Source organism: Bacillus sp. es.034, from assembly GCF_002563655.1.
GTDB lineage: Bacteria > Bacillota > Bacilli > Bacillales > Bacillaceae_B > Rossellomorea.
Map to the genome: position 1 here is coordinate 983,961 of NZ_PDIY01000001.1, position 13,343 is coordinate 997,303.

The 13,343-nt window shown below is 46.6% G+C and carries 12 protein-coding genes and 1 riboswitch; of the genes, 11 read left to right on the forward strand and 1 reads right to left on the reverse strand.

The genetic code is table 11. The features are described from left to right. The first annotated feature begins 48 nt into the window (after positions 1–48). The 4 genes from ATG71_RS05150 to ATG71_RS05165 all read left to right on the forward strand — a co-directional run bounded on the left by ATG71_RS05150 (position 49) and on the right by ATG71_RS05165 (position 5,617). Positions 49–1,653, forward strand: coding sequence for a CTP synthase (locus tag ATG71_RS05150; protein WP_098438702.1), 1,605 nt, complete (start codon positions 49–51; stop codon positions 1,651–1,653). Between the two features lie 175 nt (positions 1,654–1,828). Continuing rightward, positions 1,829–1,936: riboswitch (SAM riboswitch) on the forward strand. 97 nt (positions 1,937–2,033) lie between these two features. Then, complete coding sequence (locus ATG71_RS05155) at positions 2,034–3,110, forward strand: sugar ABC transporter substrate-binding protein (RefSeq protein ID WP_098438703.1); 1,077 nt, start codon at positions 2,034–2,036, stop codon at positions 3,108–3,110. A 16-nt stretch (positions 3,111–3,126) separates the two neighbouring features. Next, complete coding sequence (locus tag ATG71_RS05160; protein WP_098438704.1) at positions 3,127–4,662, forward strand: sugar ABC transporter ATP-binding protein; 1,536 nt, start codon at positions 3,127–3,129, stop codon at positions 4,660–4,662. Beyond that, positions 4,631–5,617 carry an ABC transporter permease gene (locus tag ATG71_RS05165; protein ID WP_098438705.1) on the forward strand — a complete coding sequence of 329 codons (987 nt, stop codon included), beginning with the start codon at positions 4,631–4,633 and terminating at the stop codon, positions 5,615–5,617. Before ATG71_RS05160 ends, ATG71_RS05165 begins: the two co-directional genes overlap by 32 nt. 48 nt (positions 5,618–5,665) lie before the next feature. Here the strand turns inward: ATG71_RS05165 and ATG71_RS05170 are convergent, their stop codons facing one another. Then, complete coding sequence (locus ATG71_RS05170) at positions 5,666–6,190, reverse strand: DUF2529 domain-containing protein (RefSeq protein ID WP_098438706.1); 525 nt, start codon at positions 6,188–6,190, stop codon at positions 5,666–5,668. A gap of 192 nt (positions 6,191–6,382) precedes the next feature. Here ATG71_RS05170 and ATG71_RS05175 point away from each other — a divergent pair, with 192 nt between their 5' ends. The 7 genes from ATG71_RS05175 (at position 6,383) to rpmE (ending at position 13,195) form a co-directional block, all read left to right on the forward strand. After that, on the forward strand, positions 6,383–6,745 hold the full coding sequence (locus tag ATG71_RS05175) for a response regulator (RefSeq protein WP_034765110.1): 363 nt from the start codon (positions 6,383–6,385) through the stop codon (positions 6,743–6,745). Positions 6,746–6,925: 180 nt separating this feature from the next. Continuing rightward, positions 6,926–7,783 carry a class IIb fructose-bisphosphate aldolase FdaB gene (gene fdaB, locus ATG71_RS05180; RefSeq protein ID WP_098438707.1) on the forward strand — a complete coding sequence of 286 codons (858 nt, stop codon included), beginning with the start codon at positions 6,926–6,928 and terminating at the stop codon, positions 7,781–7,783. A gap of 178 nt (positions 7,784–7,961) precedes the next feature. Beyond that, a complete protein-coding gene (gene fsa, locus ATG71_RS05185; protein ID WP_098438708.1) occupies positions 7,962–8,603 on the forward strand; it encodes a fructose-6-phosphate aldolase in 642 nt (213 codons plus the stop codon). A gap of 178 nt (positions 8,604–8,781) precedes the next feature. Then, a complete protein-coding gene (locus ATG71_RS05190; RefSeq protein ID WP_098438709.1) occupies positions 8,782–10,065 on the forward strand; it encodes a UDP-N-acetylglucosamine 1-carboxyvinyltransferase in 1,284 nt (427 codons plus the stop codon). Between the two features lie 154 nt (positions 10,066–10,219). After that, complete coding sequence (gene glpX / locus ATG71_RS05195; protein ID WP_098438710.1) at positions 10,220–11,182, forward strand: class II fructose-bisphosphatase; 963 nt, start codon at positions 10,220–10,222, stop codon at positions 11,180–11,182. Between the two features lie 316 nt (positions 11,183–11,498). After that, entirely contained in the window at positions 11,499–12,761 is a 1,263-nt protein-coding gene (rho, locus tag ATG71_RS05200; protein WP_060674356.1) for a transcription termination factor Rho, read from the forward strand. Positions 12,762–12,982: 221 nt separating this feature from the next. Next, positions 12,983–13,195, forward strand: coding sequence for a 50S ribosomal protein L31 (rpmE, locus tag ATG71_RS05205; protein ID WP_034765123.1), 213 nt, complete (start codon positions 12,983–12,985; stop codon positions 13,193–13,195). Positions 13,196–13,343 lie beyond the last annotated feature (148 nt).

Sequence of the window (13,343 nt, forward strand, 5' to 3'; positions counted from 1 at the left end):
CCCTCTACTTTTTTTGAACCAAACTTACTTTATAAGGGGGACATATACATGACTAAGTATATTTTCGTAACAGGCGGCGTGGTGTCGTCACTAGGGAAAGGGATTACAGCAGCGTCCCTTGGAAGACTATTGAAAAACCGTGGAGTGAGCGTCACGATCCAGAAGTTCGATCCATACATCAACGTGGATCCGGGAACGATGAGTCCTTATCAGCACGGAGAAGTATTCGTAACCGATGATGGTGCCGAGACGGATCTTGACCTTGGTCACTACGAGCGTTTCGTTGATATCAATCTGACGAAATACAGCTCTGTGACAACAGGTAAAATCTATTCTACTGTACTGAAAAAAGAGCGCCGCGGAGATTATTTGGGCGGAACAGTGCAGGTCATACCGCATATCACAAATGAAATCAAAGAGCGCGTTTACCGTGCCGGCCGCGAAACGAATTCCGATGTCGTGATCACGGAGATCGGTGGTACGGTAGGGGATATCGAGTCTCTTCCATTCCTTGAAGCGATCCGCCAGATCAAGAGTGATGTCGGTCGTGACAACGTGATGTATATTCACTGTACGCTGATCCCTTACATTAAAGCGGCAGGTGAAATGAAGACGAAACCGACTCAGCACAGTGTAAAAGAACTTCGCAGTCTCGGTATCCAGCCGAATGTCATCGTCGTGCGTACAGAAATGCCGATGACCCAGGATATGAAAGACAAGATCGCGTTATTCTGTGATATCGATAAACATGCGGTAATCGAAGCGATGGATGCAGATACACTTTATTCTGTACCACTTGCCCTTCAGGATCAGAAACTTGATGAAATCACTTGTCAGCACTTGAAACTGAACTGCCATGAAGCAGATATGACCGAGTGGAATGAACTGGTTGACCGGGTGAAAAATCTTTCCCGCAAAACAAGGATTGCCCTTGTCGGGAAATATGTTGAACTGCAGGATGCCTATATTTCTGTAGTGGAAGCTCTTCGTCATGCAGGATATCATTTTGATAGCGATATTGAAGTGAGATGGTTGAACTCTGAGCTTGTCGATAACGAAAATGTTGCGGAGAAGCTTGCTGACGTGGATGGAATCCTTGTACCAGGCGGCTTCGGTGACCGTGGTGTCGAAGGGAAGATCGCTGCGACTCAATATGCCCGTGAAAATAAGATTCCGTTCCTTGGAATCTGCCTTGGTATGCAGCTTGCATCTGTCGAATATGCTCGTAATGTACTTGGTATGGAAGGAGCTCACTCAGCTGAGTTGAATCCTGAAACGCCATACCCGGTCATCGATCTATTACCAGAACAAAAGGACATCGAAGACCTTGGCGGGACACTGCGTCTCGGACTATACCCATGTAAGCTGACAAAAGGTTCAAAAGCCTATGCGGCCTACGACGGGGAAGTTGTATACGAACGTCACCGTCACCGCTTCGAATTCAACAATCACTACCGTGAGCAAATGGAAAAAGCCGGCTTTATCTTCTCAGGCACAAGCCCTGATGGCCGCCTTGTGGAAATCATCGAGCTGAGCGACCACCCATGGTTCGTTGCATCTCAATTCCACCCGGAATTCACCTCACGCCCGACCCGCCCGCAGCCTCTATTCAGAGACTTCGTGGAAGCGTCCCTTGCGTATGGTGAAAAATAAATTCTGATTGATAGCCCTCCCGGTTTGGGAGGGCTTTTTTGTAGTGTGGGAGTGGTGTGTAGAATTAATTCTGCAAACCCGACACAGAATTTTTTAAAAAAGAATATTGACAATATTTCCACATATCGTTAATATAGCGATTATAGCAAAACCGAACACAACCAAATTTCATAATCTCTTATAAAGAGTTGGCAGAGGGACTGGCCCGATGACGCCCGGCAACCTACCGTTTACGACGGAAAGGTGCTAAGACCTGCAGGAAGCATTTCCTGAGTGATAAGAGCACGTTTATTTATACATAAACCTCTTTTCTCTTGGGAAAAGGGGTTTTTTTATTTGAAAAAATGGAGGGGGATCCCCCTCGGGAGGAGAAAAGAAAGATGAAAAAAACGGCATCATTACTCGTATTAATCGCACTACTTTTCAGTTTGGCGGCTTGTCAGCCAAAGGTATCACAGGAGGCGGAAGCAGACGGCGGGGAAGCGACTTCCGATCATCCATTAGCCAATAAAAAAATTGCCCTTATCATGCAAATCAATCTCGGGACATTTTCCGCTCAATACATAGAAGGGGTCAAGGAACAGGTGGAAAAGTTCGGGGGGAAGGTTCAAGTGTTCACTTCGGAAGGGGATCTCGCCAAAATGTCCTCTAACCTGGACGCGGCGATCAACCAAAAATTTGATGGCATCCTGATCGACCATGGAACGAAAGAAGCTCTGCAATCAGGGGTGGAAAAGGCGAAAGAACAAAATATTCCGGTTGTCGTATTTGATGCGGATGTGGCATCAGAAGGAGTGACGGTCCTCGAGCAGGGGGACAAACAAATGGCTGAACAAACCTTGACGAAGCTTTCAGATGAGCTTGGCGGCAAGGGTGAGATCGTAAAAATTTGGGTCGCAGGCTTTGCGCCCATGGAAAGACGTCAGTCGGCATACGAAGAATTTTTAAAGGGAAATCCGGATATTAAAGAAGTCGCGGCATTTGGAGCAGCGAGTCAGAATACAGCGCTGGATACACAGGCCCAAATGGAGGCTATCTTGAAACAATATCCAAACAAAGGGGACATCGATGCTGTCTGGGCAGCATGGGATGAATTTGCGAAAGGTGCCGTCCGGGCAATCGAAGCGGCAGGCAGAGATGAAATCAAAGTATACGGAATCGATATGAGTGACGAGGATCTTCAGATCATTCAAAAAGACGGCAGCCCTTGGGTGGCATCGGCAGCTGTAGATCCGAAAGATATCGGCAGGGTCCAGGTCCGCTTCCTTTATCAAAAGCTTGACGGAAAAGAAACGCCTGAAAAGGTGAAATTGGATCCTGTGTTCATTGAAAAAGCTGCTTTACCGAAAGAATCGATTACAACGGATCAATTGAACGAGCATATTGAAGGATGGGGAGCGAGTGAGCAGGGATATACAGATGAGTTGAAAGAGCTCGAATCTTCGTTCACAAACTAGAAAGGAGCTGGGAGCGATGGGGTCTCCACTTTTGAATATGTCGGGTATCAACAAGAGCTTTTCTGGAGTGAAAGCACTGAAAAATGCTAGATTCGATGTGCTGGGGGGAGAAGTTCATGCCCTGCTGGGAGCGAATGGGGCAGGGAAAAGCACCCTGATGAAAATTTTATCAGGAGCCTATGTCGGGGATAGTGGGGACATCACCCTTCTCTCTGAAAAAAGAGTCTATGAATCTCCGAAGGAAGCCAAGGAACACGGCATTCACTGTGTCTACCAGGAAGTGGATACGGCCATCGTCCCTGAGCTCTCGGTGGCGGAAAATATCTGCCTGGATCAATTCTCGCAAAAAGGTTCTCTCTTCATCACCCAAAAAAAGCTCAAAAAAGAAGCAGAGGGGGCACTGAGTAAGATCGGGGCCGAATCGATCCCCCTGCATCAGCCCGCTTCTTCGTTAAGTCTGGCTGAAAAGCAGTTGGTCCTCATTGCCCGGAGCCTTCTCCATAAAGCAAAAGTACTGATCCTGGATGAACCGACGGCGCCACTTAGTTCTTCAGAAACAGAAAGGTTATTCCAGGTGATAGACGATTTGAAAGAAGAGGGAGTGGGGATCATCTTCATCTCACACCGACTGCCTGAAGTGTTTCAAATTTCCGACCGCATCACGGTGATGAGGGACGGGGAGACAGTCGGAACGTATGAAACACTTCAAACGAACTCCCACCAAATCATAGAGGCCATGCTGGGTGGGTCATTCCAGGAAGATTTCCAGAAGAGCTCCCTTATGAAAGGTGAAACACTGTATGAGGTGAAGGGACTAGATGATGGTCGGAAAGTGAAGGATATTCACTTATCGGTCAAGGAAGGAGAAATAGTCGGGGTGGCGGGCCTTGTCGGCGCGGGAAAAACGGAGCTTGCCAAAGCTTTATTCGGAACCTCACGCCTTGAAGGAGGAGAGTTCTTCCTCAAAGGGAGAAAGCTCACGATTCACTCTCCTAAGGACGCGGTTCAAAATGGATTGGCACTCGTTCCCGAAGAGAGGCGGAAAGAGGGGCTGTTCATTCATGAATCCGTTCAGCACAATCTCAGTTTTCCTTCCTTGAAGAAAGTCTCCAACGGGTTATGGATCAATAAGAGGAAAGAACGCAAGCTTGCCCAGGAAAAAATCCGCTCCCTTGGAATCAAGACCGCAACTAATGACGTTCAGGCGAACTTTTTAAGTGGGGGAAATCAGCAGAAGGTGTCCATCGGAAAGTGGCTGACAGATGAGGCTTCGGTATTCTTATTTGATGAACCGACCAAAGGGGTGGATGTGGGAGCGAAAAAGGAAATCTTCTCACTCATTCAAGACCTCGCCGAAAAAAAGAAGGGGATTCTCTACTTTTCCTGTGAATTACAAGAAATCCTGGCGATCTCGGACCGGATTCTCGTTATGTATGATGGCCGGATCGTCAAAGAACTAACAAAAGAAGAAGCGACGGAGGAAACCATATTGTTTTATGCTTCAGGAGGGACGGATATACATGAAAGGCAAGATACTCGACTTACTATTTAAATATGGTGCCATCGCTCTGATGGTGGTGATCCTCCTCTTTTTCAGTTTCTACAATCCCTTCTTCTTTACGTACGGGAATCTGTCAGATATCCTGCGGTCGATTTCCATCGTCACGCTGGTGGCCATCGGGGTGACCTTCACCCTCATTGTTGACGGCTTCGATTTGTCTGTCGGTTCGACGGTTTCCTTATCCACGGTCGTGACCGCATCGTTGATGGTCTGGTATGAAGCCCCATTGTGGATCGTACTTGTCGCTCCATTACTGGTAGGGGCCGGGGTGGGGTTGTTCAACTCCCTGCTGATCGTGAAATTCGGTATTCCCGACCTCCTTGCAACATTAGGGGCCATGTATATCATTTCAGGTGTTCACCGTACATATACAGAAGGTTATTCGATTTACAATCACATGCCCATGACAACAGGGGGCACGGCGCCGGGAAAATTCTCCGACACGTTCCTGTGGATCGGTCAGGGGAAATGGCTTGGCCTGCCGGTACCGGTATGGATCATGCTCGTTCTGGTCGCCATTGTGTATGTAATCATGCATTTCACCACATGGGGACGCATCCTGTACATGACAGGGGGAAATGAAGAAGCCTCACGCTTATCCGGGGTCCGTGTGAAGCGGGTGAAACTTATTGCCTACGTTTTGTCAGGCATATTCGCATCGATCGGCGGAATCCTGTACACGGCCCGGGTCGGATCCGGTCAGATGGACGCCGGTGCCCCGCTCCTGATGGAAGCCGTCGCGGCCGTATTTGTAGGCTTTTCCGTCCTTGGGGCGGGAAAACCCAACATACTCGGAACCTTCTTCGGGGCAGCCCTGATCGGGGTCCTGCTGAATGGATTAACCATGATGAATCTTCCATACTATGCATTTGAAATCATCAAAGGGAGTGTACTAGTATTAGCGTTGGCCGTGACGTATATTCATGCGAAAAAGCGCAAGGCTTGAAAAGAAGAGAGGCATCCCGGTCGGATGCCTCTCGATTACTTTCAGGAATTAGTCCTCATACTCCTCCAACATTTCACGGATCACAAACCCCAATGCGAAATAGAGATAAAGGGCAGCCATACTTGACGGAAAGCTCACGCGCTCACCAATTTCATCGCCGGGGAGCATCCCTTTGATCACTTTTGTATCCAGATGAATGTCGGCAAGGTCCACTAGACTCTCATCTCCATCCACCATGCCGGATACCGCTACAAAGGGCACACCGTCAGCAGAAAGCTTCTTGGCGAACGCAACGGCCTCTTCATCCGTGGAATAGCGGGTGACGATCAGCACACGGTCTGCTTCCGTCAGCTCAATGGAAGAATCAAATCGTTTAGCAGAAGGAAGCGGCTCGGCACCGAACAGTGCTTCAGCGGCGACGGCATCCATTTCCCGGTAGCCTTTTATGTAGATGCTTCCTTGTCCGATGGCGGCCTGGGCAAGGAGGCGTGCGCCGTCCTCAATTTCGAATTCCTGTTTATCGTATATCCGTTTGAACAGTCCCGTTAACTGTGTTGTGAACATTTTAATCATTAAGTTCAAACTCCTTCCATATTCATCTTCGACATTTCTCATCATAACCCTTATTATAAAGGGGAAAAAGGTCTCTAGCAAAATCTTGAGAACAAGCAGGATTTTTTTACAGAAAAAGAGAATAAGTAATAAATATACAATTATTTACCGTCGGAATACATAATTTACTAAAATGAGAAGGGGACTGGGTATATGAATGAGAAGATTCTGATTGTGGACGATCAATTTGGTATTAGGATTCTATTAAATGAAGTGTTGCAAAAGGAAGGCTACCAAACATTTCAAGCTGCGAATGGCATCCAGGCTCTTGAAATCGTAGATAAGCATTCCCCTGATCTGGTTTTGCTCGATATGAAAATTCCTGGAATGGATGGAATTGAAATCCTGAAACGGATGAAGCAGAAAGATGCGGATATCCGCGTCATTATCATGACTGCCTACGGAGAACTCGACATGATTCAGGAGGCAAAGGACTTGGGAGCGCTTACCCATTTTGCGAAGCCGTTTGATATTGATGATATCCGACAGGCCGTCAGACAGTATATTCCAGTATAAGGAAGTTATTTGAATAGTAAAAATAGTAGTATTTTTAACATTTCGCCTCTGCAGTTGGTAAAATCAATTCTGTTTTGGTATGATACAAGTGAATTTGTTAACTATGTCACAAGGTGTTATACATAACACCGCCATTTATACCAAAATGGTCGACTGACTGAATACAAGGAGGAAATAACTATGCCTTTAGTTTCAATGAAAGACATGCTTATTCAAGCAAAAGAAAAAAGCTACGCGGTAGGTCAATTCAACCTGAATAACCTTGAGTTCACTCAAGCGATCCTGCAAGCGGCTGAAGAAGAAAAATCACCTGTCATCCTTGGTGTATCTGAAGGTGCTGCCCGTTACATGAGCGGCTTCAAAACAGTTGTAAAAATGGTTGAAGGTCTTATGGAAGACCTGAACATCACCGTTCCTGTTGCAATCCACTTAGATCACGGTTCAAGCTTTGACAAATGTAAAGAAGCGATCGATGCAGGATTCACTTCTGTTATGATCGATGCTTCTCACGGTCCTTTCGAGGAGAACATTGAAACGACTTCTAAAGTGGTTGAATATGCTCACTCTAAAGGTGTTTCTGTTGAAGCCGAGCTTGGAACAGTCGGTGGACAGGAAGATGACGTAGTGGCAGACGGCGTTATCTATGCAGATCCTAAAGAGTGCCAAGAGATGGTTGAACGTACGGGTATCGATACTCTTGCACCTGCTCTTGGTTCCGTTCACGGTCCTTACAAAGGTGAACCAAACCTAGGATTCAAAGAAATGGAAGAAATCGGTGCGGCGACTGGAGTACCTCTAGTCCTTCACGGTGGTACTGGAATCCCTACAAAAGATATCCAAAAAGCGATTTCTTACGGAACAGCTAAAATCAACGTGAACACTGAAAATCAAATTGCTTCTGCTAAAGCGGTACGTGAAGTACTTGCAGCAGATACAGAAGTATACGATCCACGTAAATACATGGGACCTGCACGCGAAGCGATCAAAGCGACAGTCGCTGGTAAAATGCGCGAATTCGGTTCTTCTAACCAGGCGTAATAGTCAGGTAATGTTTGGAAAGTCCCTGGGGGTAGATTAGGGGCTTTCCTTAAGTGGTAGAAAAAGAATGAAGTTGTAGGATGGGACTGGCACCGGGAGAGGTTTGATACCTTTTGGGTCAGTCCCTTCCGTTCATTAAAAGATGATTGAAAATTTTGTCGAAAATGGGGTAGAGAAAATGAAATTTTTCATAGACACAGCAAACATGAGTGAAATCAAGGAAGCATTTGACTGGGGTATTATTTCAGGAGTGACGACGAATCCGTCCCTTGTAGCAAAAGAGAAGGGCGTTACATTTGAGGACAGACTAAAAGAAATCACGGATCTTGTCCCCGGTTCTGTAAGCGCTGAAGTCATCGCATTGGATGCTGAAGGGATGATTAAAGAGGGAAGGGAGCTTGCGAAGATCGCTCCGAATATTACGGTGAAGCTTCCTATGACACCTGATGGTCTGACGGCAGCATCTACTTTTGCTAAAGAAGGGATCAAGACAAATGTCACGCTGATTTTCAGTGCGAATCAGGCGCTTTTAGCGGCTCGTGCTGGAGCGACGTATGTTTCGCCTTTTTTAGGAAGGTTGGATGATATCGGTCATGACGGCCTGGAGCTGGTTTCCCAGATTGCCGAGATCTTTGCGATTCACGGTCTGGAAACGGAAATCATCGCGGCTTCCACCCGCCATCCGCAGCATATTACGGAAGCGGCGCTCCGAGGAGCACATATCGCAACCGTTCCTCTTAAAGTATTGAAACAATTATTCAAGCATCCCCTGACGGATAAAGGAATCGATGCCTTCTTGAATGACTGGAATAATCGCTGATTTTAGGTCAATCGGTCTAAAGGAAAAAAATCCGATTATCCTATACATGTTTTGACGAATTATGTATACACTAGTAGACAATACTTCTTAGAACGTCTTCTATTGGAAAAATAATCCTTTTTGTTTTAGGTATAGGGTAGCATGCCCTAAATCGATGAACAGTGGAAGGGAGTTTAATATGGAAAAGCTAAAAATTGCAGGAGGTTACCCCCTGGAAGGTACCATTAAAGTCAGCGGGGCCAAAAATAGTGCGGTAGCCTTGATCCCGGCAACCATTCTTGCTGATTCTCCGGTCACAATCGAAGGGTTACCAGATATCTCTGATGTAAGAACGCTGAAAGATCTCTTAGAAGAGATCGGTGGTTCCGTCACATTGGAAGATGGGGATATGAGTGTAGATCCAAGTCAAATGGTGTCCATGCCTTTACCAAGCGGGAAGGTGAAAAAGCTTCGTGCATCCTATTATCTAATGGGTGCGATGCTCGGACGTTTCAAAAAAGCGGTCATCGGATTACCGGGTGGATGTCATCTTGGTCCACGTCCGATCGATCAACATATTAAGGGGTTCGAGGCACTTGGAGCAGAAGTTACCAACGAACAGGGTGCCATTTATCTTCGTGCCGATGAACTAAAGGGTGCCCGTATCTACCTTGATGTCGTGAGTGTCGGCGCAACGATCAACATCATGCTTGCAGCGGTTCGCGCCAAAGGCAGAACGATCATTGAAAATGCGGCAAAAGAACCTGAGATCATTGACGTTGCCACATTACTGAGCAATATGGGTGCGAAGATCAAAGGGGCAGGAACAGACGTGATCCGTATCGATGGAGTGGACGAGCTTCACGGATGCCGTCACACCATCATTCCTGACCGTATCGAAGCGGGAACATTCATGATCCTTGCCGCTGCAGTCGGTAAAGGGGTACTCGTCGACAATGTCATCCCGTTACATATGGAATCGGTCATCGCCAAACTTCGTGAAATGGGAGTGCCTATCGAAACGAACGACGATCAGATCTTCATCGGCAGGGCGGACAAGCTCAAATCCGTCGATGTGAAAACACTCGTTTACCCAGGATTCCCAACGGATCTTCAGCAGCCATTCACCACTCTCTTGAATCGTGCAGAAGGCTCTGCCGTTGTAACGGACACGATCTACTCAGCCCGCTTCAAGCATATTGATGAGCTGAGAAGAATGAATGCCACAATCAAAGTCGAAGGACGTTCAGCCATTGTCAACGGTCCAGTCCAACTGCAGGGAGCCAAAGTGAAGGCAAGCGACCTCCGGGCAGGAGCCGCCCTCGTCATCGCAGGCTTAATGGCAGAAGGCATCACCGAAGTCACCGGCCTCGAACACATCGACCGCGGCTACAGCGACCTTGTTGCCAAACTCGAAGGCCTCGGTGCCACCATCTGGCGTGAAAAAATGTCTGCCGAGGAATTGGAGCAGATGAAGTCGTAGATTCGCAACACTTTTTGCTTATTTGAACCATTATGTCCTACTTTTTTCGAAAAACTGTCTCTCCAACTCCCTTAATGTGTTACAATAAATCTGTTAATATGTTATACAATTAAAGATTATTGTAAAACAAAAGGGATTACGGGAGGCTATATACATGGAAAGAAGTTTATCAATGGAGCTAGTTCGAGTAACAGAAGGGGCTGCCCTTGCATCGGCCAGGTGGATGGGTCGCGGAAAGAAGGATGAAGCGGATGACGCTGCAACTTCTGCCATGCGCGATGTATTCGATACCGTGCCGATGAAAGGAACGGTCGTCATCGGTGAAGGGGAAATGGATGAAGCTCCGATGCTTTATATTGGTGAAAAATTAGGGACAGGCTACGGTCCGCGCGTCGATGTAGCCGTCGATCCGTTGGAAGGAACGAATATCGTTGCTTCCGGAGGCTGGAATGCACTGGCGGTACTCGCGGTGGCAGACCATGGAAACCTACTGAATGCACCGGATATGTATATGGATAAAATCGCAGTCGGACCGGAAGCGGTCGGGAAAATCGACATTAACGCTTCTGTCATCGATAACCTGAAAGCCGTTGCGAAAGCAAAGAATAAGGATATTGAAGACGTGGTGGCGACAGTCTTGAATCGCCCGCGTCATGAACATATCATCCAGCAGTTGAGAGAAGCGGGAGCCCGCATCAAGCTGATCAATGATGGAGACGTGGCAGGCGCCATGAACACGGCATTCGATCATACGGGAGTTGATATCCTGTTCGGATCCGGCGGTGCTCCAGAGGGAGTTCTGGCGGCCGTTGCGTTGAAATGTCTTGGAGGAGAAATCCAAGGGAAGCTTCTTCCGCAAAACGATGCGGAACTTCAGCGCTGTATCAGCATGGGGCTGGATGTGGACAAGATTCTTCGAATGGAAGACCTCGTATGCGGTGATGATGCCATCTTTGCAGCAACAGGTGTAACAGACGGAGAACTGTTGAGAGGTGTTCAGCTCAAAGGGACACACGGTCTGACTCATTCTGTCGTTATGCGTGCAAAGTCCGGTACCGTCCGATTCATCGACGGACGCCACAGTCTTCAGAAAAAACCGAACCTGGTCATGAGATAATAGAAACAAGCAATACAGAGAGAGAAACCAACTCCTCTTATATAAGAGTAACGGATGGGCAGGACACCTGCCCGTCCACGCTCTTATCACTCACTTTTTTTCTTCATAGCTGAAAAAATGCTGCCTATCTACCAAATCTACCTTCCTTTTTCTACCCAGTCATTGATTCTTAATGAAAAGTATGGTTACAATAGATAAGGTTTTTATCTTCAGCGTTTTTTCTTTATATATGCTTCAACTATTTCTTCATTTTTAGAAAATCTACCCTTCTTTTTTTATTTTTAGGTAGGACAAATTAATAAAGCGTGGTGTCATAATGGAAGAGTTAACAATCTCTAGCTTAGAAAATATGAAGCTGAAAGAGCTTTACGAGCTAGCCAAACAATACAAAGTTTCTTATTATAGTAAATTAACAAAAAAAGAACTGATATTTGCCATCCTTAAAGTTCGTGCAGAACAAGAAGGCTTCTTTTTCATGGAAGGTGTCCTGGAGATCATCCAATCAGAAGGCTTCGGTTTCTTACGTCCGATCAACTATTCTCCAAGCTCTGAGGATATTTATATTTCTGCGTCTCAGATCCGTCGTTTCGATCTGCGTAACGGGGATAAAGTATCAGGGAAAGTACGTCCACCGAAAGAAAACGAGCGTTATTTCGGACTGCTTCATGTTGAAATGGTGAACGGGGAAGAGCCTGATTCTGCAAAAGAGCGTGTGCATTTCCCAGGATTGACGCCTTTATACCCTGACCGTCAAATGAAGCTTGAAACAGAACCAAATAAAATTTCCACACGTATCATGGATCTTATTGCACCAGTCGGATTTGGACAACGTGGATTAGTCGTGGCACCGCCTAAAGCCGGTAAGACGATGCTGATCAAAGAAATCGCCAATTCGATCACAACGAACCATCCTGAAGCGGAACTCATCATCCTTCTCATCGACGAGCGTCCAGAGGAAGTAACGGACATCGAGCGTTCGGTAGAAGCAGAAGTCGTCAGTTCGACATTTGATGAAGTGCCGGAAAACCACATCAAAGTGGCCGAGCTCGTGCTTGAGCGCGCCATGCGTCTGGTTGAGCACAAGCGTGACGTCATCATCCTGATGGATAGTATCACTCGTCTTGCACGTGCGTACAACCTCGTCATCCCGCCAAGTGGACGGACTCTTTCCGGTGGTATCGACCCTGCTGCGTTCCACCGTCCGAAACGATTCTTCGGGGCAGCCCGTAACATTGAAGAGGGCGGAAGCTTGACGGTTCTGGCAACGGCCCTTGTCGACACAGGGTCCCGTATGGATGACGTCATTTATGAAGAATTCAAAGGAACAGGTAACCTTGAACTTCACCTGGATCGTTCCCTTGCAGAACGACGCATCTTCCCGGCCATCGACATCCGTCGTTCCGGAACGCGTCGTGAGGAACTTCTCATCAAACCGGATCATCTTGAAAAATTATGGGCGATCAGAAAAGCTATGTCCGATCAGCCTGATTTCGCCGAGAAGCTTATGCGCAAGCTGAAGCAATCGAAGACGAATGAAGAGTTTTTCAATGTGTTGACAGAAGAGTCCAAGAAGCGTTAATCTAATAGTCAAATGATTTTTCAAGGAAAAGGAAGACTGGAATTTCCAGTTTTGCAGGTTGCAAAAATACCTTGTCCTTGTTATAATGATATCAATGTGTTTTTAAAAACTGGATGTGGTAAGGGGCTGGCTATTACTCTCATGCTTATGCTCATATCACATATATCTTCGTAATAAATTACTCTGTCTCAGATGATTCAGGGCGGAAGGAGATGAAAGAAATGAAATCAGGAATTCATCCTAAGTACAACACGATCAAAGTTAGCTGTGCTTGCGGTAACGAATTTGAAACTGGTTCTGTAGCGGAAGAAATGCGCGTTGAGGTATGTTCTGAATGCCATCCATTCTACACAGGACGTCAGAAATTCGCTGACGCTGGTGGACGTGTTGACCGTTTCAACAAAAAATACGGTCTTAAAAATCAACAACAATAATGAAGAGCCAGAAGGCTGCACCGAACGCCTTTGTGCGTAGGTGCCAGTCCTTCTCTTCTATTAGAAAAACAGGCAAGGATCTTCATGCTTGCCTGTTTTTTATTACGTTTAAAGCAAATGGTTGAAGAAATAGAGGCAGTTTCAATTG

Bases quoted from the DNA above. Each gene is read 5' to 3' on its own strand.
- ATG71_RS05150 (WP_098438702.1), top strand. From the start codon at position 49: ATGACTAAGTATATTTTCGTAACAGGCGGCGTGGTGTCGTCACTAGGG.
- ATG71_RS05155 (WP_098438703.1), top strand. From the start codon at position 2,034: ATGAAAAAAACGGCATCATTACTCGTATTAATCGCACTACTTTTCAGT.
- ATG71_RS05160 (WP_098438704.1), top strand. From the start codon at position 3,127: ATGGGGTCTCCACTTTTGAATATGTCGGGTATCAACAAGAGCTTTTCT.
- ATG71_RS05165 (WP_098438705.1), top strand. From the start codon at position 4,631: ATGAAAGGCAAGATACTCGACTTACTATTTAAATATGGTGCCATCGCT.
- ATG71_RS05170 (WP_098438706.1), bottom strand. From the start codon at position 6,190: ATGATTAAAATGTTCACAACACAGTTAACGGGACTGTTCAAACGGATA.
- ATG71_RS05175 (WP_034765110.1), top strand. From the start codon at position 6,383: ATGAATGAGAAGATTCTGATTGTGGACGATCAATTTGGTATTAGGATT.
- fdaB (WP_098438707.1), top strand. From the start codon at position 6,926: ATGCCTTTAGTTTCAATGAAAGACATGCTTATTCAAGCAAAAGAAAAA.
- fsa (WP_098438708.1), top strand. From the start codon at position 7,962: ATGAAATTTTTCATAGACACAGCAAACATGAGTGAAATCAAGGAAGCA.
- ATG71_RS05190 (WP_098438709.1), top strand. From the start codon at position 8,782: ATGGAAAAGCTAAAAATTGCAGGAGGTTACCCCCTGGAAGGTACCATT.
- glpX (WP_098438710.1), top strand. From the start codon at position 10,220: ATGGAAAGAAGTTTATCAATGGAGCTAGTTCGAGTAACAGAAGGGGCT.
- rho (WP_060674356.1), top strand. From the start codon at position 11,499: ATGGAAGAGTTAACAATCTCTAGCTTAGAAAATATGAAGCTGAAAGAG.
- rpmE (WP_034765123.1), top strand. From the start codon at position 12,983: ATGAAATCAGGAATTCATCCTAAGTACAACACGATCAAAGTTAGCTGT.